General features: G+C 57.3%; 22 protein-coding genes. 6 read left to right on the plus strand and 16 right to left on the minus strand.

What is annotated here, in order from left to right; all coding sequences use genetic code 11:
• Nucleotides 1–20 precede the first annotated feature (20 nt).
• Nucleotides 21–803, minus strand: a complete 783-nt coding sequence (locus tag DSL70_RS05360; protein ID WP_119306878.1) for a response regulator — start codon at nucleotides 801–803, stop codon at nucleotides 21–23.
• A gap of 187 nt (nucleotides 804–990) precedes the next feature.
• Here DSL70_RS05360 and DSL70_RS22175 point away from each other — a divergent pair, with 187 nt between their 5' ends.
• Both DSL70_RS22175 and DSL70_RS05365 read left to right on the plus strand, forming a co-directional pair.
• Nucleotides 991–1212, plus strand: a complete 222-nt coding sequence (locus DSL70_RS22175) for a NepR family anti-sigma factor (RefSeq protein WP_280955335.1) — start codon at nucleotides 991–993, stop codon at nucleotides 1210–1212.
• A 9-nt stretch (nucleotides 1213–1221) separates the two neighbouring features.
• Complete coding sequence (locus tag DSL70_RS05365) at nucleotides 1222–1776, plus strand: sigma-70 family RNA polymerase sigma factor (RefSeq protein WP_119306879.1); 555 nt, start codon at nucleotides 1222–1224, stop codon at nucleotides 1774–1776.
• A gap of 322 nt (nucleotides 1777–2098) precedes the next feature.
• Here DSL70_RS05365 and DSL70_RS05370 read toward each other — a convergent pair whose 3' ends face one another.
• From DSL70_RS05370 to DSL70_RS05380, 3 genes are all read right to left on the minus strand, one after another.
• Nucleotides 2099–2608: a Dps family protein gene (locus DSL70_RS05370; protein WP_119306880.1), complete on the minus strand. Its 510-nt coding sequence runs from the start codon at nucleotides 2606–2608 to the stop codon at nucleotides 2099–2101.
• Between the two features lie 143 nt (nucleotides 2609–2751).
• A complete protein-coding gene (locus DSL70_RS05375; protein ID WP_119306881.1) occupies nucleotides 2752–3165 on the minus strand; it encodes a hypothetical protein in 414 nt (137 codons plus the stop codon).
• Nucleotides 3166–3168: 3 nt separating this feature from the next.
• The gene (locus DSL70_RS05380; RefSeq protein WP_119306882.1) at nucleotides 3169–3489 is read right to left on the minus strand and encodes an ElaB/YgaM/YqjD family protein; all 321 of its coding nucleotides are present in this window, start codon (nucleotides 3487–3489) and stop codon (nucleotides 3169–3171) included.
• Between the two features lie 303 nt (nucleotides 3490–3792).
• Here DSL70_RS05380 and DSL70_RS05385 point away from each other — a divergent pair, with 303 nt between their 5' ends.
• Nucleotides 3793–5277 (plus strand): sensor histidine kinase, encoded by a 1485-nt coding sequence (locus DSL70_RS05385; protein WP_119306883.1) that lies wholly within the window; start codon nucleotides 3793–3795, stop codon nucleotides 5275–5277.
• A gap of 157 nt (nucleotides 5278–5434) precedes the next feature.
• The gene (locus DSL70_RS05390; RefSeq protein WP_162916377.1) at nucleotides 5435–6304 is read left to right on the plus strand and encodes a PRC-barrel domain-containing protein; all 870 of its coding nucleotides are present in this window, start codon (nucleotides 5435–5437) and stop codon (nucleotides 6302–6304) included.
• 104 nt (nucleotides 6305–6408) lie between these two features.
• On the opposite strand, the gene DSL70_RS05395 is transcribed toward DSL70_RS05390, so the two are convergent.
• From DSL70_RS05395 to DSL70_RS05425, 7 genes are all read right to left on the minus strand, one after another.
• Nucleotides 6409–7362, minus strand: a complete 954-nt coding sequence (locus DSL70_RS05395; protein WP_119306885.1) for an aldo/keto reductase — start codon at nucleotides 7360–7362, stop codon at nucleotides 6409–6411.
• A 540-nt stretch (nucleotides 7363–7902) separates the two neighbouring features.
• On the minus strand, nucleotides 7903–9426 hold the full coding sequence (gene ggpS, locus DSL70_RS05400; protein ID WP_119306886.1) for a glucosylglycerol-phosphate synthase: 1524 nt from the start codon (nucleotides 9424–9426) through the stop codon (nucleotides 7903–7905).
• A 62-nt stretch (nucleotides 9427–9488) separates the two neighbouring features.
• Nucleotides 9489–10265 (minus strand): HAD family hydrolase, encoded by a 777-nt coding sequence (locus DSL70_RS05405; RefSeq protein ID WP_119306887.1) that lies wholly within the window; start codon nucleotides 10263–10265, stop codon nucleotides 9489–9491.
• A 54-nt stretch (nucleotides 10266–10319) separates the two neighbouring features.
• A complete protein-coding gene (locus tag DSL70_RS05410) occupies nucleotides 10320–11531 on the minus strand; it encodes an NAD(P)H-dependent glycerol-3-phosphate dehydrogenase (protein WP_119306888.1) in 1212 nt (403 codons plus the stop codon).
• Between the two features lie 603 nt (nucleotides 11532–12134).
• Nucleotides 12135–13397: a glycerate kinase type-2 family protein gene (locus DSL70_RS05415; RefSeq protein ID WP_119306889.1), complete on the minus strand. Its 1263-nt coding sequence runs from the start codon at nucleotides 13395–13397 to the stop codon at nucleotides 12135–12137.
• Nucleotides 13397–14278 carry a 2-hydroxy-3-oxopropionate reductase gene (glxR, locus tag DSL70_RS05420; protein ID WP_119306890.1) on the minus strand — a complete coding sequence of 294 codons (882 nt, stop codon included), beginning with the start codon at nucleotides 14276–14278 and terminating at the stop codon, nucleotides 13397–13399. Before glxR ends, DSL70_RS05415 begins: the two co-directional genes overlap by 1 nt.
• A gap of 140 nt (nucleotides 14279–14418) precedes the next feature.
• Nucleotides 14419–15198 carry an aldolase/citrate lyase family protein gene (locus DSL70_RS05425; RefSeq protein WP_162916378.1) on the minus strand — a complete coding sequence of 260 codons (780 nt, stop codon included), beginning with the start codon at nucleotides 15196–15198 and terminating at the stop codon, nucleotides 14419–14421.
• Nucleotides 15199–15348: 150 nt separating this feature from the next.
• Between DSL70_RS05425 and DSL70_RS22180 the strand changes: the two genes are divergently transcribed.
• Complete coding sequence (locus tag DSL70_RS22180) at nucleotides 15349–15729, plus strand: hypothetical protein (protein WP_162916379.1); 381 nt, start codon at nucleotides 15349–15351, stop codon at nucleotides 15727–15729.
• Between the two features lie 51 nt (nucleotides 15730–15780).
• Nucleotides 15781–16518: a FadR/GntR family transcriptional regulator gene (locus DSL70_RS05435; protein WP_245418101.1), complete on the plus strand. Its 738-nt coding sequence runs from the start codon at nucleotides 15781–15783 to the stop codon at nucleotides 16516–16518.
• Nucleotides 16519–16591: 73 nt separating this feature from the next.
• Here DSL70_RS05435 and DSL70_RS22185 read toward each other — a convergent pair whose 3' ends face one another.
• The 5 genes from DSL70_RS22185 to DSL70_RS05455 form a co-directional block, all read right to left on the minus strand.
• Nucleotides 16592–16738 carry a hypothetical protein gene (locus DSL70_RS22185; protein ID WP_162916380.1) on the minus strand — a complete coding sequence of 49 codons (147 nt, stop codon included), beginning with the start codon at nucleotides 16736–16738 and terminating at the stop codon, nucleotides 16592–16594.
• A gap of 200 nt (nucleotides 16739–16938) precedes the next feature.
• Entirely contained in the window at nucleotides 16939–17988 is a 1050-nt protein-coding gene (locus DSL70_RS05440; protein ID WP_245418102.1) for a LacI family DNA-binding transcriptional regulator, read from the minus strand.
• Between the two features lie 75 nt (nucleotides 17989–18063).
• Nucleotides 18064–19590, minus strand: coding sequence for a galactarate dehydratase (gene garD / locus DSL70_RS05445; RefSeq protein WP_119306893.1), 1527 nt, complete (start codon nucleotides 19588–19590; stop codon nucleotides 18064–18066).
• Nucleotides 19591–19597: 7 nt separating this feature from the next.
• Nucleotides 19598–21106 carry a tripartite tricarboxylate transporter permease gene (locus tag DSL70_RS05450; protein WP_119306894.1) on the minus strand — a complete coding sequence of 503 codons (1509 nt, stop codon included), beginning with the start codon at nucleotides 21104–21106 and terminating at the stop codon, nucleotides 19598–19600.
• Nucleotides 21107–21128: 22 nt separating this feature from the next.
• Complete coding sequence (locus tag DSL70_RS05455) at nucleotides 21129–21569, minus strand: tripartite tricarboxylate transporter TctB family protein (RefSeq protein ID WP_119306895.1); 441 nt, start codon at nucleotides 21567–21569, stop codon at nucleotides 21129–21131.
• Nucleotides 21570–21598: the final 29 nt, after the last annotated feature.

Genomic DNA, 21598 nt, shown 5'->3' on the forward strand with positions numbered 1-21598 from the left:
ATGCCTCATTCGCATTTTTCCTAAGCTTTTCCATCGAAGAACAGGGCCTGGCTGATCAGCGCCTTGACCATGTCTTCATTGAACGGCTTGGTGACAAGGAAGGTCGGTTCCGGGCGTTCGCCAGTCAGCAATCGCTCAGGAAAGGCAGTGATGAAGATCACCGGGATATCGCTGTCCTTGAGAATATCGTTGACTGCGTCGATCCCGGAGGAACCGTCAGCCAGCTGGATATCGGCGAGCACCATCGCCGGCTTGTCGCTGTTGTAAAGCTCGATCGCCTCGTCGTAGGTCCGTGCGATGCCGGTGACCCGGTGGCCAAGGCTTTCGACCATCTGCTCAATATCCATGGCGATCAGCGGCTCATCCTCGATGATCATGACATCGGTCGCAACCTGTTTGGAAATCATGACCGAGGCTTCGCCAAGGAGGTCGGCGACCACATCGGTTTCAACGCCAAGAACGAGAGCGATCTCGTGCTCTGCAAATTCCTCGACCGAGGCCAGCAGAAAGGCCTGTCTTGGAGCAGGAGGAACATTTTGCAGGTTTGCCTGCGCCCGGCTTTCCCAGCCATAGGGCGATTGGGCCGGAGGCACATCCACATTGGCCCTGCGGTAGAGATCAGAGAAAAGTTTATAGAGGGAAACACGATCACTGCCGGTTTCCGGGAACAGGGAAACATCTGAGATCAGTGCTTCCAGGGTGGCCGCCACAAAGGCATCTCCAGACGTTTGTGACCCCGTCACAGCACGAGCGTAGCGACGAAGATAGGGAAGATGCGCGGCAACTCGAGTAGAAAGCGTCATCTATAATACTCTCCTTGATGAGATCGATAGAAACATCGAAACTGTAGTATATCGATACAATTCATCAATCCAAAAAAAGTTCCCGACCCTTGAAACTTTTTGGGAAACGTTTTTGGGAACTTTTTTGCGAATGAGGCGTTTTGATAGCAAGACCGAGACAATTCCTTGGCCTCTATAGGTGTTCTAAATGGTAAAAGATAATGTAAAAAAGGGCATTTTGAGCGCATCCGACATGTTGGGGCGATCGATGCGCCCGGACGAAGAGTTGGATCCGAATGGTGCCATCGCGCAAAAGCTGAAAGCGCTATACACCCAGACCGAACAGGAAGCCATTCCAGACCGTTTTCTGGATCTGCTTGAGCGGCTGGATGAAGCAGAGCGCGCGGCAAACAGCCTTGGTGAGAGGTGAACGCTCAACATGCAAAATGCTGACAACAGTTTCAAACGGGAGATGCTTTCCGTTCTCCCGAGCCTTCGAGCCTTTGCCATGTCGCTGTGCGGCAAGCATGACCGGGCGGATGATCTGGTGCAGGATACGGTCATGAAGGCCTGGTCCAAGCAGGACAGCTTCGAGATCGGCACCAACATGCGCGCCTGGCTCTTTACGATCTTGCGCAATGAGTTCTACAGCCAGATGCGCAAGAGCGGCAGGGAAGTGCAGGACAGCGAAGGCACCTTCACCAACAATCTCAGCATCCAGCCAGCCCAGCACGGACAGATGGATCTGCAGGATTTCCGCGAGGCGTTGTCAAAGCTTCCGGACAACCAGCGCGAGGCGATCATTCTCGTCGGCGCATCGGGCATGTCCTATGAGGAGGCTGCCGAGATCTGCAATTGCAAGGTCGGCACCATCAAGAGCCGGGTGAACCGGGCCCGGACGCATCTTCAGGAGCTGCTGTCGCTGGATGAAGATGGAACCTATCATCCGGACAACACTGCCGCTTCCGTTGTTTCCCAGGCCTTTGTAAGCTGAGGCCCCGAATTTTTCATCACCAAATCCTGTTATACCCTTTCGGCCCGATGCGCCTCCAGCGCATCGGGCCTTTTGTGAGATCAGTCCAGCCTTCAGGACCAGAAGCTCAGCTTCTTTCAAGCCCCGCCCTTCAGGCGATCCGGGTGTTATCTGTCTTCCATCCGACATCGTCGCGATAGATGCTCCACGAGCTGGTCCCCCACCACGCGCTTTCCCCGCAAGAACAGCTGCCCCTAGCCGGGTCGGCACAAAAAGAACCCCTCCCCATCCTTGCTGGATGAAGAGGGGCAGGAAGCGAGCCTTGCCCTTTCCGGCTTCGCGATCACTCGCTGACGATTGCCCGGAGCATCCAGAGTGCCTTTTCATGGAAGGTCAAACGGGCGGTCAGCATATCTTCGGTCACCAGATCGCCTGCGTCGCCGGCGGCCTGTCCGGCGCGGCGCATGGTACGCACCAGTTCCTCATGCATGACGATCAGGTCTTCGACCATGTCCTTGGCCTTGAGATCCTTCACCTCGCCGCGCTCGGGCATGAAGGCGCCAAAGTTGGCCTGCCGCACGGGCGCCAGGGCATCAAGGGCGCGGATGCGCTCGGCAATGATGTCGGCTGCCACGAACAGATTGTTGTAGTGATCCTCTGTCAACTCATGGAGCGACTTGAACAGCGGACCGACAACATTCCAGTGATAGATATGGCTGACAACGGTCAGCTTGTAGGTGGCCCCCAGAATGTCTGACAGGGCCTCGGCCATATCCTTGCGATAGGTGGTGTCCAGCCCGTTGTTGAGGTTGGATTCACTGGGTGCAGTCTGCAATACAGCTTGAACAGTCATAATAAGATCCTTTCTTCCAATAAAAGCCCGCATCAGTAAGGACTTGCGCTCACAGACGGGCACGTGGCGGTCAGACCGATACAAAGGCGTCCGACCCCATTCTTGGGCGAAATTTCAACTGGCATGGAGCGCAATCAAAGGCTCTAGCGCCGCTTGCGCGAAACATATCCGGCAGCGGTGATCCCTGCTCCCAGCGCCATCATCAGCAGCGGTGACGCGCTGATAATCTGCAGGATCGCCCGTGTCGTGGCAAAGTCCACACCGGCGGTTGCCCGCGCGGCGGCCCTCTGACGTGCCCTCAGCCGACGACGGCGCGCCAGCAACAAAAGCACGATGGCGCAGAGAAAGAAGGCCAGAGCGGCGAGGATGATCGACGCCTCCAGGGCCCCCAGAGTGTGCTCCAGCCAGATATACAGCGCCAGCAGGCCAAAACCGGTTCCGATCAGAAAGGCGATCGAGGATGCCACAATCAGCAGTCCGTCCTCGACGCCTCCGCGAAGCTCACGTTTCATGCCGGGACCGGCGAGATCAGCCAAGATGGAGACAAGAGCACCCATGGGTTACTTGCGCACCAGAAGCGCTGCCAGAAAGCCAACCCCTGCGGCCAGACCGACGGCGGCCAGCGGCTTCTTGCGAATTTCCAGCATCATGCGGGCTTCAGCGCGACCGGCATCCTCGTTGAGGACGGTCAGTTTCTCCTGCGCCTTCTCAACGGCCGCCTTGGCCACACCACGGGCACGGTCCTGCAGGTTGATCACATCTTCGGACCCGCGCTTTGCCAGCAGTTCCGTGATGCTGGCGATGTCACTGCGAAGCTCTTCGATCTGCTTGGTCAGATCAACTTCCTTGGCGGTTTCGCTTTTGTTGTTGGCAACAGCCATAACGCACTCTCCTTTAGGATGTTTGTTGTCGTGTCTGTCATTGTTGTTGTTTGCCAGACACCAGACCAATGCGGGAAAACCGCGCTTTGTTCCTAAAATCACGCGATTTTTTAATTTGAATTTTGTTGGAACCTTTTCGCCTTGTGTGCGTTTGGGATATGAAACACACGCGGGCGCGTAGCCGCGGGTTCCAATCCACAACACCGTCAAGCCAGAAGGGCTGAGGCAGGAACACGGTTCTTGCAGGAAAGCGAAGCTATCCGGAATAACCGGATCATTTGCTGAGTTGAGGCCGCCATTGAAATGATCGATTTGACTATCATGCACAAAGAGTTGCTTGCGTTGGTGCAAGATACAGGGCGCCTGAAGGCCGTCGAACAGATTCGCGGGCTCGGCATCTACCCGGATTCAGATTTCGATACCCTGATCGACATGATCAGGAAGCAGACAGAAGCGGATACGGCTTTCATCGCTGTGGTGGAAGACGAGAAGGTACTCTATCAGGCCTGCTCCAGCGTCGACACGCCTTTGACCGAAATCACGGACTGGATTGCCGTATCCTGCCTCATCGAGCGCTCACAATGGCAACCCGCCTTCTCGCTGACCGCGCAGGATGGTATCGAAAGTCCTTATACGGGTCTTGTTTGGGGTATCCCGATCATGGTGGCCGGTCATGCGATCGGCAGCCTGTGCCTCATGGACCGCTCCGGGCGCACCGCGTCATGGGCGGCGGGCAACGACGATCTTCTGCCACGAACTGCACAATTGGTTGCCTCCCTATTCGAATTGAAGCAATCAGCGCGAGCAAGGACAATGGAAGAGTTCGACCTTTCCCGCGCCAACGTGCGCTACGCGCTGGCGCTCAAGGCCGGACGGGTGGCGACCTGGAGCTGGGATCAGGACGAACAGGTCATTGAGTGCGACGCCAGAATGCGCCAGCTGCTTGGCCTGCAGGAAGTGGGAACCGTCACCAGCAAGCGGCTGTTCCGCCAGCTCGATCGCGACGACCTTGCGCGTCTGCATGCAGAACTCAAGGACATGTATGGGTCGGACGAGGACGTCACCGTCGAGTTTCGTGTCCAGAGCACGGGCTGTTATGTTCTTGCCCTTGGCCATGTGTTCGAGCGCGACGAACAGGGCAACCCCCGCAAGATCATCGGGGTGGCCATCGACCTTACGGAAAGCAAGCGCAGCGAGGAGAAAACCCGGCTGCTGTTGCGAGAGGTCAACCACCGGGTCAAGAACATGCTCGCCATCCTGCAATCGCTGGCCAGCCAGACCCTGCGCCATGCCCAGTCGCCAGAGCGCTTCACCCGCGCCTTCTCCGGCCGTCTTGCCGCCCTTGCAACCTCTCACAGTCTGTTGTCTGATCAGGAATGGGAAGACATCGATCTGGTCAGCCTGATCCAGACCCAGGTCAAGCCCTTTGCCAGCCACTATGCAGAGCAGGTGACCATCGAGGGACGACCGATCGCCATCAATGCCGACGCAGCCATTGCGTTGGGGCTGGTGGTCCATGAGTTGGCAACCAATGCCATGCAGCATGGAGCCCTGTCACGCAGGGACGGCCATGTCGCCATCAGTTTTGATATCGATACGCCACCTTCCGGGCAGCCGACGCTCACGATCTTGTGGAGAGAAACCGGAGGCCCACGGCTCAATGAAGAACGGCGGCGCGGGTTTGGTTCGATCCTGATCGAGCACAGCCTCAACAAGATCATTGGTAGCGACGTCAATATTTCCTACGAAAAATCCGGGGTTACTGCCAAAATTTCAATGCCCGTATAGTCCATTTCACCTTCACCAGACAGAATTTTTGAAATTAATTCGGAACCATCTTCATACACTCCCGTTTTACTCCTGCAAGACGAGAGAAAAAGAAGGTTATTCTGTGATAATCTTCACGTTTCCTCACTTAACGAAAATATTTACAAGGAGAGGAATGATGAATTACAAGTTTATTGCCACCACTGCTTTGGTTGCCGTGATGTCTACCAGTGCATTTGCCATGGACAATTCTGCAAAATCCGGTGCGATGACCAACAATGGCCAGGTGGAGATGAAGGCTCAGGGCTCGGCATCCGGCGACAGCGCCGAAGGCTCCGAGACCATTCGATTCAGCATTTTTGCCAAGGAAGTCTCCCCTGACGCCACCGAAAGCCACAACGGTTATCTGACCGCCGCTCCGGGGCAGATCCTGGCCAGTGGCCTGATGGGCGAGACTGTCTATTCCTCCGTCAAGGACGTTGATGGCGTGCGCACGATCATCGGCGACATCAACGACATCGTTCTTGATGACGAAGGCACCGTGGATGCGGCCGTGATCGGCGTTGGTGGCTTCATCGGTCTTGGAGAGAAGGATGTCGCCGTGGATTTCAACAGCCTACAGTGGATGACCTGGGAAGGCGAACGTCATCTGGTGATGGCGTCTACCAAGGAAGAGCTCGAGGCAGCGCCCGAGTTCAACCGCGACGGCGTATCCACCATGACCAACGCCAACCTGCTGATCATCGATCAGAACAAGTTGAGCACCGATCAGCTGATCGGGACTGCCGTCTATGGTGAGGACCTCAAGGAAATCGGCGAAGTCGGTGACGTGCTTCTTGATGCCGACCAGACCGTCGAGGCCTATATCGTCGATGTCGGGGGCTTTCTGGGCATCAATGCCAAGCCGGTTCAGCTGGAAGCTGACAAACTGAATGTCTATGCCGACGCAGAGGGCGCCCTGCATGTCTACACGCCATTCACGCAGGAACAGCTGGAAAGCATGCCGTCCTACGAGGCGCAGAATGACAAGCTCAGCTTCCTGAAATAGCTTCGGCAGGATGCTTCGCCCGCACAGGATGCATCAGGCTGAAAAAGGCACCGCCCATTCGCTTGGGCGGTGCCTTCTCTGTTTTGGCGGTGTGGTTTGGCGCCTCACAGCCCGGCGGCGGTCAGGCGTGCCATGTCCTCGTCACTGAGGGCAAGTTCAACCGCCCGCGCGAAGCTTTCGATCTGGGCAAGGCTGGTGGCACTGGCTATCGGTGCGGTCACGCCCTCGCTGCGGATGATCCAGGCCAGAGCAACTTCTGCCAGCTCAGCATTGTGACTTGCAGCCACTTCATCAAGCACCGACAGCACATGCATCCCTTTCTCGTTGAAGAAGCGTTTGGCCATGTCGCCGCGTTTCGGACCCTTGAAATCGGCTTCCGTACGGTATTTGCCGGAGAGGAAGCCGGAGGCGAGACTGAAATAGGTGATCACGCCGATGTTCCGCTCGATGCAGAAATCCTTGAGCGGGGCGGGAAATTTCTCACGCGAGGCGAGGTTATACTCCGGCTGGAGCACCTGATAGAAGGGTAGCCCGTTGGCGGTGGATGCCTCCAGCGCCCCGGTCATCAATGCCATGTCATAGTTGGACGCCCCAATGGCGCGGATCTTGCCAGCCTTGAGCAGCTTGTCATAAGCGCCAAGGGTATCGGCATGGTCAGCCTCCGGGTCTGGCCAGTGGGAGAAATAGAGGTCGATATAGTCGATGCCGAGACGGGAGAGGGAATCCTCGACCGCCCTCAGAATCCATTCGGACTTCAGCCCCTTGTGGCCGGGAATGCCCATGTCCGATCCAACCTTGGTGAAGAGCTTGACCTTGTCGCGCATGCCGGGGCGCGCCTTGAACCACTTGCCAAGGATGGTCTCGGATTCGCCGCCCTTGTTGCCCTCTGCCCAGCGAGAATAGGCATCGGCCGTGTCGATCGCGTCAAAACCATGATCGATGAAGGCATCGAGAATGCGGAAGCTTTCCTGCTCATCGAGCGTCCAGCCAAAGACGTTGCCACCAAACACGATGGGGGCGATGTCAAAGCCGGTGTTGCCTAGTGCTTTCTTGTCCATGTGATAGTTTCTCCTTGCGGTTTGGTCTCATCATCCGGCCTTTGCAGACTGTCGGTCCCGGTCTGCAATCCGGGCGGAAGACAAGGCCTCTCAATCCTCCACAGCCTTGTGAGAGCCCCCAAAATGGCAGGACAAACTACCGCTCTGCGCTGCACCACACCAAGCTGTTTTGAGCCCACGTCAGGCATAAATAATAAAGATCTGAGTTAATCCTCCAGAATGGGAGGGTATCGAGGATCGCATCCAATATTTAACCACAAATTGTGCAGCTTTGAAATCAGGATGGATGCCTGCCATCGAGAGCAGTATTCAAAAACTGTTGTCAAAAGTATATTTGCAAAATTGCCTAGGTTTCACTCCAACCCCGGCTTTATGACAAGCCTGTTTGGCAATCAAATGGATTGCAGACGAGAGATCACAACTGACCGGATTGACAGGTCTCCATCATTCCTCTTGCCTTTACCCTCGCAAGGCACAGAAAAGCCGGGTTGTTGCCCGGCTTTTCTTTCAGCAGCTGAAAACCCATCCAGCGCCTTTGTGTCATGCTCCGCGCTGATAGGCGGAATGGAAGGTGCGGCGGCGCTGGGCAGCCTTGAGGGCTGAGAATTCCGCCTCCAGCTGATCGCCCCATGCCTTGATGTCGCGGCGGGAGACCGCATCACGCAGCAGCTTCATCCGGGCGCGACGCTCTTCCTCTGGCATGTTGAGCGCGGTCAAAATGGCCTCATCCATCGAGCGGTGCGAGAACGGATTGGCAATCACCGCCGACCCCATTTCGACCGCGGCACCGGCAAACTCCGAGAGCACCAGAACGCCATCGCCATCGACGCGGGAAGCGACATATTCCTTGGCCACCAGATTCATGCCATCGGCCAGCGGCGTGATCCATGCCACGTCGGCCGCCCGGTAATAGGCCACCAGATCGGAGAAGGGAATGGCGCGAGAAATCAAGGTCACCGGTTGCCATGCAAGGGTGCCGAAGCGGCCGTTGATACGACCGGCTGCGGCCTCGATGTCATTCTGGATCTCGTTATAGGCGCTCATGTTGCGATTGGCGCTGACGGAGACATGCATCAGGCGCACCTTGCCGATCAGCTCCGGGGTCTTCTCCAGCAGACGCTCGAAGCTGTCGAGCTGCTCAACGCCGCCCTTGGTATAGTCGGTGCGGCCAACCGAGAGAATGAGCTTGCCATCGCCCATCTCCGCAGCGATGCGCTTGGCCCGTTCAATATTGACCGGATCATTGCCGCACTCGGTGATATAGTCGACATCGACACCGACGGGAGCAACAGAAACGCCGATCTCCCGGTCTTCCCAGCTCAAAAGGGTCGGAACCCGGCGTTCGGTAAGGGCGGTGCCTTCGAAGATCATGTCCTCGCTGACCAGCTCACGGCGCAACACCTCGACATCCAGAAGACTGCTGGCCGCCGACACGAAGTTGGCGGCATAACGCGGAATGTGGAAGCCGACCACGTCACACTGCAACAGGCTCTCGATGATCTCCTTGCGCCACGGCAGGATATTGAACATGTCTGCCGAGGGGAATGGCGTGTGGTGGAAGAAGGCGATGCGCAGATCCGGACGCATCTTGCGCAGATAGCTCGGCACCAGCCAGAGGTTATAGTCATGCACCCAGATCATGGCGCCCTCGGCCGCCTCGGCGGCGGCAGCCTCGGCAAAGGCCCAGTTGACTTCGCGGAAGTTCGGCCAGTCCACCGGGTCATAGTTGTAACGCTCGCGGAAGCCATGCAGGATCGGCCAGAAGGCCTCCTTGGAGGTCACATGGTAGAACTGCTTGACCTGATGGGCAGACAGCGGCAGGCGGGAGACAGAGTATTTGCCGTGATCGTCCTCCACTTCGATGACCTGCTCAAAATCCGGGTTGGCAGGATCCTCGGCCAGTTTCCATGCAATCCAGGCGCCGTGATCGACGGCACCGAAGAAGCTCTTGAGGGTCGGCACAATCCCGTTGGGGCTCTTGTTTTCCCGCAGCTCGGTCTTTCCGTTGACTTCGACTTCTTCATAGGGTTGGCGATGATAAACGATGACAAGATCAGAAGACATGGGTCTAGCTCTGTTTCCTTTTGCTCAATGGGTGAAATAGGGTTCGGTTTGAAAAACGGGTGTCAGATGTCCGGGTGCATGGCGAGCGACCGGATGGCCTCGGCAATGCCTGCCGCGCCGATCGCTTCGGCAACATAGACATGATCAAGAAAGCTGACGCGCTCGAGAAGGGGCCGCTCTGCCCCGCCCACCGCCACGGCGGGCACGCCGCACTCAAGCATGGTGAGGTCGTTGAGCGTATCCCCGGCAGCAAGAACACGGGAGGCGTCAAGGCCAAGATGGGCGATCAGCTTGAGTAGCGAAGGCCCCTTGGAGAAGCCCTTCGGCAACACGTCGAAATAGCTGTCGGCGGATATGATCCAGTCAAGCCCCATGGCATCGATGATCGAGCAGGCGGACGGGTCAAACAGCGCCGGGTCCATGTCGTAGCTGACCCGATAGCGAAACCGGGTCGGCTGGATGGTCAGCCCCCTGATGTCGGCCAGCGCATCGCGGACACGGTCACCGCTATCACCCCAAGCAGCAGCGATATCATGCTCCAGATCGGGGATCGGCTCGACATGGCCTTCAGCCGTCACTCTTGCGATGGTCGTGCCTATGTCGCCAACAACGAATTCCGGGCGCGGCACGCCCTGACGGGAGGTCAGCTCGACGATGAATTCCGGGTCACGCCCTGTCACGAAAACAAGGCCGACACTGTCCCGATTGGCCTCGATCCAATCATAGAGGGCCTTGCGATCGGCATCACTCCCGCCAAGGAAGGTGCCATCAAGGTCCGTGGCCAGCACGAAGGGTTTCCGGGCAATGTCTGGCTGAATGTCTGCAGTCAACTGGTTCATGGTTGCTCCAAATGGTTGCTCCAATGAAATCTGAAATGTCTGTCCTGTTCAGTATCACGAAATCTTGTCGCTGACGCGGCCAATCATGGCCTGCTGTGCCGGATGGGAATAGGACAGATCCATGGCGCTCGGCTCGGCCTCGATGGGGCGCGACCAGAGTGCGGCGAAGGTCTTTTCGATATCGGCACCTTCGTATAGAATACGCCGCACGGCCTCACAAATCGGCATGGTGACCCCAAGTCGGCGCGCCAGATCGGTAATCGAACGGGCGTTGGCTTCGCCTTCGACCACGATGGGCCGCCCTTCGAAACAGGCATCTCGGACGATCCCCTGCCCCAGCTGCAGGCCAAGAGACATGTTGCGCGAGGTCGGCGATGAGCAGGTCAAGGTCAGGTCACCAACGCCGGACAGCCCAGCCACCGTTTCGCGGCGCCCACCCAGCTTCTCGGCCAGCACCATCATCTCGTCGATGCCGCGGGTGATGAGTGCGGCGCGGGTATTCTCCGCAAAACCGACGCCCTGCATCATGCCGCAGGCGATGGCGACCACATTCTTGACCGCCCCGCCGATTTCCACCCCGACGAGATCATCTGAGACATAGGCGCGGAACGCCTCGGTACTGAGCGTCATGGCAAAGCGCACTGCCGGGCTTTCATCCGGCGTCAATCGGTCCGCATAGCTGAAGGGGAAGGCGGAAACGACCGCTGTCGGATGCCCCAGTGCCGTTTCGCGGGCAAAGGTGGGGCCGGAAATGACCCCCACCGGATGGTCGACAAGTTCGGTCTCTGCGACCTGGGTCATCAGCAGGCCGGTGTCCGCCTCGATGCCCTTGGCACAGACGGCAACGGGCACGCCTTTCGGGATGTGGGCAGCCACCTGGGCCGAGACAGACCGGATGGCTCGTGACGGCACGACAATCATCACGGCATCGGCATCCCGCAGCGCCAGCTTGATGTCGCTTGTTGCCCTCAGGTTGCGAGGCAGCTTGCAATCGGGCAGGAAAACCGCATTGGTGTGTGCACTGTTGATCTCGTCAACCACCTGCCGGGAGCGGCCCCAAATGGTGGTTCGGGCGCCCGAACGCGCTGCGGTAGCAGCAAGGGCGGTGCCCCATGACCCGGCACCGATCACCGTCAGGCGGGAAAAGGGATGCGCGTGGGCGCAGGTTCGTTCCGGCTCGGCTGCCTCTGTCCTCGGCTTTTGCTGCCCGACCGAGTTTGGAGTCGGGGCCGGTGTCGGGGCTGGCGAGAATTCTGCAACAGGCATCCGCCGTCCGCCCATTTGCCAGCCACCCAAAAGAGAATCCCAAAGCGTTCTCACAGCAGCACCATCCTGCACTTTGCCTTTCCGTAAAACAAACATCATCTTTCGCAAATTCACTCGTTCATATTCGTGACGCCGATCCAATCGGCAATGTGGACTGTCCATTCAGACAACGCATCACACTGAAATTGGTTTCAAAATTTTGTGAAATTGTTTTGAAACTCAGGAAATCGCCACAAAATAAATCATAGTATCGATATTTCAAAAAATATAACCAAAATTTAAACATGTCAAATTTTGTAAATTTACAACAATCCAATATTTTATTACTTGTCCATAAATTTTATTCTTGAAAAATTCTATATCAATACGATTTAATACGGAAATTACAAAAAATTATTTCTTACATATATTTTTGAAAAAAATCTTGAAATCCTGCAAAGACAAGCAAAAAGCAAGACGATACAAAGCAACCACCCCGCCCGACAGCAACTAGCGCAAGACATCGTTCTGCGCCAAACGGGCGGCAATGAGGACAAAAAAATGTCTGCAGCCAGCTTTGGAGACCGACTACAGACATCCTTCTTAGAAGACAGCAAGTGCTGATCACCCGATCAATATTGCCCTGAAATCATTCACATTGGTCATGGTGGGGCCGGTGACGACAGAATCCCCCAATGCTTCAAAGAAGCCATGGGCATTGTTGTTGGCCAATTCCTTGCGCGGGTTCATGCCCGCAGCAAAGGCACGGTTCAGCGTATCGGGAGCGATGACGGCTCCAGCGATTTCCTCGGCGCCATCAACGCCATCGGTATCCCCGGCCAGAGCATGAACGCCTTCAAGGCCATCAAGCCCCACAGCCAGCGACAGCAGGAACTCGACATTGCGCCCACCCCGGCCATTGCCCTTCAGCGTCACGGTGGTCTCGCCGCCGGAGAGCAAGAGGCAGGGTTTTGCAAACGGCTGTTGCCGCGTCACGATCTGCCGGACAATCCCCGCCATGACCGTCCCCACATCCTTGGCCTCGCCTTCCAGACTGTCGCCCAGTATGTGGGTTTCAATGCCTTCTGCGCGCGCCAGCGTGGCGGCGGCCTCAAGCGCCAGTTGCGGCGCGGCAACGATGTGATGGCTGCTGCGGGAAAGATGTTCATCGCCCGGCTTGAGGCTTTCACTCTCAGGGCTGTTCAGCAACTCCAGCACGCTGTCCGGCACTTGCAGCTTGTAGCGATCGATAATGTCGAGCGCATCCTGGCGTGTGGTCGGGTCGGAGACGGTCGGGCCGGAGGCGATCACCTGCGGACTGTCGCCGGGCACATCGGAAATCATCAAGGTCGTCAGTCTGGCGGGATAGCATTGCGCCGCCAGCCGTCCGCCCTTGATCGCCGACAGGTGGCGCCTCAGAATATTCATTTCGGTAATAGTGGCACCAGAGGCGAGCAACGCCCGGTTGACCGCCTGTTTGTCTTCAAGCGTGATGCCATCAAGCGGCAGGGACAGAAGCGCCGACCCGCCGCCGGAGATGAGGCAGAGCACCTCATCATCTTCGCCGAGGGTGGCAACATAGTCCATCATGCGCCGGGCGGCCACAAGGCTTTGTTCATCCGGCACCGGGTGGGCCGCCTCGACAATTTCTATCTGCTTGCACGGCACGGAATAGCCGTATCGCGTGACAACCAGTCCTTCCAGCGGCCCGTCCCAATGATCTTCCACTGCACGCGCCATGGCAGCACTCGCCTTGCCTGCCCCGATGACGACAAAGCGTCCGCGGGGTGGTTGCTTCGGGAGGAACGGTTCAACACAGCGGGCTGGCTGAGCTGACTGGATGGCCGCATCAAAGAGCGACCGCAGGAAGGAACTGGTATCTCGCATCAGGCTACCGTGTGGTTTGCAAGCATTTCGAGGGCCTTGACCATGGCAGAGTGATCCCAAGCCTTGCCACCGTTGGCTGCGCAGGCGTTGAACAGTTCCTGTGCGGTTGCCGTGTTCGGCAGGCTGATGCCCATGGCTCTGGCGTTGGAAAGGGCCAGATTGAGGTCCTTCTGGTGCAGCTCGATGCGGAAGCCCGGATCGAAGGTGCGCTTGATCATGCGGTCACCATGGATTTCGAGGATCTTGGAGGAGGCAAAGCCGCCCATCAGCGCTTCGCGCACCTTGGCAGGATCAGCACCAGCCTTGGAAGCAAACAGCAGGGCTTCACTGACGGCCTCGATGTTGAGAGCCACGATGATCTGGTTGGCAACCTTGCAGGTCTGGCCATCGCCATTGCCGCCGACCAGAGTGATGTTCTTGCCCATCAGGTCGAACAGCGGCTTGGCTGTTGCAAAGCCCGTCTCGCTACCACCGCACATGATGGTAAGGCTGGCAGCCTTGGCCCCCACTTCGCCACCGGAAACCGGAGCATCGACATATTCGCAGCCCAGATCGTTGATCTTCTTGGCGAATTCCTTGGTATCGACCGGAGAGATCGAGCTCATGTCGATCACGGTCTTGCCAGCAACAAGACCTTCGGCAACGCCGTTTTCACCGAACAGCACAGCGGCAACATGCGGTGTATCCGGAACCATGATGATGATGATGTCGGACTTTTCAGCCACATCCTTGGAAGAGGCACCAAGCGTTGCACCTTTGGCAATGAGGCTTTCAGGAACCTTGAACGCGTCAAAGACCGTCAGTTCATGGCCACCATCGATCAGGTGCTCCGCCATGGGAACGCCCATGATACCGGTGCCGATAAATCCTACTTTGCTCATAAGAAAAGCTCCTTGTCTGATGCGCCCGAAGGCGCCAGTTCAATCGATTGGAATGCGAGCGCGGCAGGGATCATGTGCGCCCTGCCCCTATTCTTCAGTCAATGGTCTTCAGAGAGGCTTTCTCTGTCAGGAGGCCCCGGTCAGGCGTCCTTGAGTTCGGCCAGCTTGGCAATGGCACCTGCCCGCATCAGGGCCACTTCAGCTCCGAGCGCCACGAAGGTGTAGCCCCATTCGAGATAGCGCTTGGCGTCTGCCGTGACAGGAGCCAGCGTACCGATGGGAATGCCCTTGGATTTGCAGACATCGCAGAGATATTTCATCATGCCCTGCACGTCCTTGTGGCTCGGGTCGCCCAGATGATCCATGCTGGCAGCCAGATCCGACGGGCCGATGAAGACGCCGCCCAGATTGGCCACATCGCAGATCTGCTCGATGCGTTCCGCAGCGGATGCCGTTTCCACCTGCACCAGCGCACAGGCGCGAGCGTTGGCGGACTGGATATAACCGGCTTCAGCCCCGTAGGAGCAGGACCGGTGCATGGTGGCAACACCGCGCACACCTTCTGGCGGATAGCGCATGGCAGCCACGGCAGCCTCGGCCTCGTGTTCATCCTGCACATAGGGGAAGAGGATCGTGCGGAAGCCGATGTCCATGAAGCGTTTGATGAGAACCGGATCATTCCAGGTTGCCCGAACGACTGGCTCACTCATGCTGCCTCGGAGGGCCTGAAGTTGAGGTATGAGAGTGGCCAGATCGTTCGGGGCATGCTCTGCATCAAGAACCAGCCAGTCGTAACCGACGGCACCGATGACCTCGGTCGCGATATTGCTGGTCAGCGCAAGCCACAACCCCAGTTGCGTCTCGCCCTTCCTGATGGCTTCCATGAAGCGGTTTTCCGGTGGGTTAATCAGGTTCGTCATAATGCTCACCCCTTTGGGTTCGTGGGTAAACCCGAGCAGAGGGCACCAGCAGAACAGTCCGCTGGCAAACGCCACAATGCTCATGGCTCAAGATCCATCTGTGTGGGGAGAAGAGCGCCGTTTCCATCGAAACAGACACGATCGGTCGCCTTGACCTTTGCTGCTATCGCAAGTGGGCGTATCTTGCCTCATGGAACCACACCCTTGGCAAGAGCCGCAGCAAAAAGTGAAACCGTACCGGCACTCCTCCCAGAACGCAGACGCATTTCCGTTCAATTTCCACACTCATCATATGAATTAATCTGTTTTATTTTCAAGATGAATCTCGACGTCAGCGACAATTTTCATTCGCCCAAACTCAAAATTGGCTATTTTTGGCCATTTTCGTATGATCGCTTGTGGATATTCCCCACCGTGACCTATTCAGGATTGCGCTTAATATCTGAAATTGAAATAATTGATCAGATTAATTTTCCTTACTTCGCCGTCCTGCAATCTTTTGCTTGCCAAGACGACGCGGAAAAGGTCTAAACAACTCGCCGACGATCTCGTCGGCACAAAGCCAGATTCAGCAGGATCGCCATGTCGCTTGAAGACACCAGCATGACACCGACCGGCACGCTCAGCGACCGGACCGCCAGACAGATTGAACAGATGATTGCAGCGCGGGGGTTGCTACCAGGCGATCGCCTACCCACCGTGCAGGAGTTGAGCCAGCGGCTCGGGGTCAGTCTTTCGGTGGTGCGTGAAGCGATCGCCTCGCTCAGGGCTGGTGGGCTGCTGCATACCCGTCAGGGCGCGGGCATCTTCGTTGCCGAGCCAAGCGCGATTGACAACCGCGGACTGTTCTTTGGCGACCTGTCGCAGATATCATCAATCGTGGAAATTCTGGAATTGAGGCTGGCGGTAGAGGTAGAGGCGGCAGGCCTTGCAGCCGAGCGCCTGTCGATGGCGCAGGAATCACGCATCTATGAAGCATTTCAGCAGATCGAGGTAGCGATGCAGCAAGGCGGGACATGCGAGAAAGAGGATTCGCTGTTTCACATCGCCATTGCCGAGGCAACGAACAATCGCCGCTTCGTGGAGTTCCTCACCCAGCTTGGCAACGCCATGATTCCGCGCAACAGGCTGCGCCCCCTGCCCGCTTCGGCCAAGGAACAAACCGCCTATCTTACGCAACTACAGGACGAGCATCGGATTATTCTGGATGCGATTTCCAGACGGGATCCCGAGGATGCGCGGCGCGCCATGCGCAATCATCTCTCGCAAAGTCGGGATCGGTATCACAGCATGATCAGAGCCAGAGCCTCGTTGCGCTAGGCAGGAACTGCGGCTGGCTCGCCCGCGCATATGGTTGCACTCGGGCGCTGTGGGAGGCTATTGCAGCAGGCCTCTAGCGGGGAAATACATCCGCCACATTGAGTTTTTCAAGATCGGCCTGATCGGGCTGACGGCCAATTTCAACATCATAAGCAACGCGCGAAGCTGCCGGCAGGCAAGCGATAACGTGGCGGGTGGTCTCAAAGAATTCGCTAAACATGTGAAACTCCAGTTCTCTCACGGACTTCCTATACTTTAGTATGAAATATACGCTCACTTCGTCCAATGTGAAAGTGACTAGTCTGCTGCAGCAGTTATGCAGTTAATGCATAGAAAACGCAAAAGCAGAACAGAGAGCGGCCGAGCCAGTTCTTAACTCGTTGAAAAAATTCATCTATTTTAGAGAAAGCAAAATCAGTATCAAGCCGTATCGCGCTCGATGATCTCGAAACCGACGTCCAGAACCGGCTTGGCTACCGGCCTGTCACTCAGACGTGCCAGCAGGGCACTTGCCGATTCCCGCCCCATGGTTGCCCGATCGATGCGCACCGTCGATAGCGCCGGATAGGTGTATGCGGCAAAATTCTGATCGCCAAAACCGACAATCGCGATATCGTCCGGGATGGAAAGCCCCCGAGCCTGAACTTCGGTCAGCACCCCGTGCGCCAGCGTATCGGAGCTGCAAAAGATCAGATGGCCATGCAGTCCCGCGTCGAGCAGACGGGCTGCCCCCTGCCGCCCGAGCTGCAGATTGGAAATGCCCGGCACGATGCTCGTCGGCACATCCGTTATGCCCTTGTCAGCCAACGCCCTGAGGAAGCTCTCATTGCGGAGCTGGGCACGCTGGTCCTCCGCCGAAACTATAGCGAATTTCCGGTAGCCCTTGTCATAGAAATAGTTGGCCGTCCGCTTGCCAACACTCTGCTGGGAAAAGCCAACAACGATGTCGAGCGGCGTCGGGGTTACATCCCACGTCTCGACAATTGGAATGTTGGCAGCCAGAAGCTGTCGGCGGCAATTGTTGGAATGCTGGATGCCGGTAAGGAAAATGCCATCGGGACGGCGACTGAGAATGGCCGTTACCAGCTGTTCCTCCTCCTCCAGCGAATAGCCAACCTCGCCCTGCAGCACCTGATAGCCAGCCTCTTTCATCGGTTTGGCAAAATGCTGCACCGTTTCGGCATAGACGATGTTGACGAGACTGGGCACGATGACGGCAACCAGCTTGCTCTTGTTGGAGGCCAGCCCGCCGGCCAGCATGTTGGGCACATAGCCGGTCTGCTCGATGATCGCGTTGATGCGAAAAAGGGTCTTCTTGGCGACCTTGTCAGGATAGTTGAGCGCACGTGAAACCGTGGTCGGCGCCACACCGGCCAACCTGGCCACGCTCTCCAGCGTAACCTGTTGCGAGCCCTGTCGCGTTTTCTTGGTTTCTGCTGTCAGCAGTTGCTCGTCAGATAGCTCAGCCACGTATCAACTTCCCAAATTGCAGCCCCTCTTCAAGCGAAGCCCGGGGACAACCGCAAAGAAGAAAACCGCACCAATCTATGTAACCGGCGCCGGATTGAACAGAACCAGATCATTTCGAATGCCAAGCTTGTCGGCTGCCGTCTTGCGGCGCCCGCTTGCAATGTCAAGAATGAGCCTGAACAACTCCCAGCCACCTTCTTCAACCGTAATCTCGCCGGATGCAATCCGGCCAGCATCGACATCCATGATATCGAACCAGCGCGAAGCCAGCGTGCTGTTGGTTGCCACCTTGATGGTCGGCGTAGTCGGCAGATTATATGGGGTTCCGCGACCGGTCGTAAATATATGCAGGTTCATTCCCGCGGCCAACTGCAGAGTTCCACACACAAAATCGCCCGCCGGGGTGGCGGCAAATGTCAGACCCTTGCGCCTGAGGCGTTCTCCCGGCCCGATCACGTCAACAATCGGGCTGGAACCGGATTTGGCTACCGAACCCAGGGACTTCTCGACAATGCCGGAAAGCCCCCCCGCCTTGTTGCCCGGCGTGGTGTTGGCAGACCGGTCGGCTCCGCCCTTCGCTAGATAGGCATCATACCAGGCCATTTCCCGCACCAGCCCTTCCACCACTTCAGGGGAAGCGGCGCGCGGCGGCAACAGATGAACGGAATCCCGAACCTCGGTCACTTCGGAAAACATCACGCTGCCCCCGGCCCGGACGATGAGATCTGCCGCGGCCCCGAGCATGGGGTTGGCGGTGATGCCGGAAAAGGCATCGCTGCCGCCACACTGCATGCCGACGACGAGATCGGAAACCGGACAGGTTTCACGCTGGCGCTTGTTGAGCCGCTCCAGATGAATCTGCGCCTGCAAAAGGATGTCGTCGACCATGGCCGAAAAGCCAGTCAGCCCCTCGTCCTGAAGATACATTTTCGTCGCGGTGGCGTCGCCTTCGGTCATGATCATCTCAGGCCGGAGCTTCTCACAGCCGAGCGCCACAACCATCACCTCACCGCCGAAATTGGGGTTGAGGGCAATATTCTTGATGGTGCGGATGGGGATATAGGCATCGGTAGCATTGATGGCCACGCCGCAGCCGTAGGAGTGGGTCAGGGGCACCACATCATCAACATTGGGATAGAGCGGCAGCAGCTCCTCGCGGATGCGCCGAACGGCATGTTCCACCACACCGGCGACACACTGCACACTGATGGAGATGCCCAGCAGGTTGCGCGTGCCGACACTACCATCGGCATTGCGATAGCCTTCGAATGTGTAGCCCTCCAGCGGCGGCAGAGAGGCTGGCGCCTCAGCCGGAGCCTTGAGGCTATCAAGGTGCGGTGCCTCGGGCAGTTCAATCATATATTCATTGACCCACGCGCCCTTGCCCAGATCCTGCCGGGCAAGGCCAATGGTCACGCCATAGCGGATGACGGCGCCCCCCTTTGGAATGTCGGTCAAAGCAACCTTGTGGCCGAAGGGCACATCGTCCTTCAGCACAGCGCCGGTGTCCAGTTCCGTTCCCGCTGGCAATCCACCCGCGGTCAGGACGATGGAAACATTATCATCAGGATGAACCTTCAGGCTGGGAACGGGTTTGGACATTGATGCCTCACGCTTCTTTGTTGTTGTTGTTTTTCTTCTGCTTGATCATGCCGTAGATCGAGAAGACCACGGAAATCAGGATCAGCACCCAAAGCACCATGGCAATCGGGCTCTTGGTGAAGAAGATCGTCAGGGTGCCAAAGGATTCAAGGCTCTTGACGAAATAGACCTCTGCCTGTTTGCCCAGAATGAAGCCGATGATGAAGGGCGCAACCTCAAGCCCGACCTTCTGGCCAAGAAAGCCAAACAGGCCGAAGAACAGCAGGGTCCAGACATCGAACATGATGCCGAAGTTGATTGCATAGGCCCCGACCACGCACATCATGATGATACCGGGATAGAGCAGATATTTCGGGATGGTGATGACCTTGACGATGGTCCGGATGGCAAAGAACATCACGACGAACATCACAAGGTTGGCAAACACCAGCGCCACCATCATGGTGTTCCAGGTGTCGAGATTGTTGCCAATGAACAGCGGCCCGAGCTGGATACCCTGCAGGGTGAAGGCACCAATGAGAACGGCGGTCGTCGAGTCTCCGGGGATGCCGAGCGAGAGCAGCGGGATCAGCGCACCGCCCGTCAGGCCGTTGTTGGAGGATTCCGATGCAATGACGCCCTCGGGTGCCCCCTTACCCAGCTTCTCGGGATGCTTGGAGAAGTTCTTCTGCTGGGTGTAGGCCAGAACCGACGCAGCGCTTCCACCGACGCCAGGCAGCATGCCAACGAAGGTGCCAAGACCGCTGGAGCGGATCAGGTTGACAATCTGGCCCTTGAAAACCGACAGGCTGAAGGAGGTGCCACCGTTGAGCTCAAGCTTCTTGCCCTTGCCGACTTCCTCCTTGATGCCTTTCTGGGCCTCTTGAAGAATGGTACCCAGACCAAACAGGCCGATGAGCACCGGCAGCAGCGAGAAGCCGCTTTCCAGATAAGGCACCATGGCATCGGTCATCAGGCGATATTCACCGTTGCCGCCAGAGGAAATGTCGTAGGAGCCGATCAGGCTGAACCAGACACCAAGCACACCGCTGAAGATGCCGAGCAGCAGGTTGCGCGACAGCGAGGCGATCACCGTGAGCGCAAACAGGATGATCAGGAATTTCTCGACATAGGAAAATTTGATTGCGACATCCGCAAGGCTCGGAGCAAAGAAGAACAGGACGATGGCGCTGAACAGCCCGCCGAAAAGCGATGACGTGATACCGGTCTTGAGGGCACGTTCGCCCTCGCCCTTCTGGGTCATCGGATAACCATCGAAGGTGGTGGTAATCGATGAGGGCGTGCCGGGAATGTTGAGCAGGACAGCCGGGACCAGCCCGCCAGAGATGCCGCCAACATAAAGCCCGAGCAGCAGGGCAAGGCCATTGGTCAGGTCAAGCCCGTAGGTCATGGGCAGACAGACGGCAACGGCCATGGTGGCGGTCATGCCGGGAATGGCGCCGAAAATGATGCCCACCACGACGCCGAACCCGACCAGCGCAAAAAACATGGGCGTGAGATAGCTTATGAATTCCATGAGTCAGCCTATTGTTTCGGGGTCAGGGCAGCGTGATGTTGAACATCTGCGCCAGGACATACCAGGCGACGGCAGGCGAGATGATCGAACTCAGCGTGATGGTAACGAACTCCCGCCGCCCCGGCTGATGCACGAACAGAACAGAGAGCAGGAACATGAAAGGGATGGACGTGAACAGGAAGCCAAACCCAGTATTGGGGAAGAGGTCTCCGACCGTTTCCATTAGCGAGAAATAGATGATCGTGAGAACCAGTGTTCCAAGCAGGCGCACCCAGTCTGTGGGCGCACCGGTCTGCTTGTCATCCTTTTTCTTCTCGCGCATCTGGCGCAGAAGTTTCGGCCCGCTGGTGAGAGCGATCAGGACAGCCAGTATCAGCAGGATCCAGTGAATGATGTTCGGGAAGAACAGGTGCGACTGACTGAAGTCGATCGATACCTTGAAGAGTGAATTGCCATCTGCCATTTGCGTTTCTCCGGGGTGCCCCCGAAAGC

The organism is Cohaesibacter haloalkalitolerans (genome assembly GCF_003574655.1).
Lineage (GTDB): Bacteria > Pseudomonadota > Alphaproteobacteria > Rhizobiales > Cohaesibacteraceae > Cohaesibacter > Cohaesibacter haloalkalitolerans.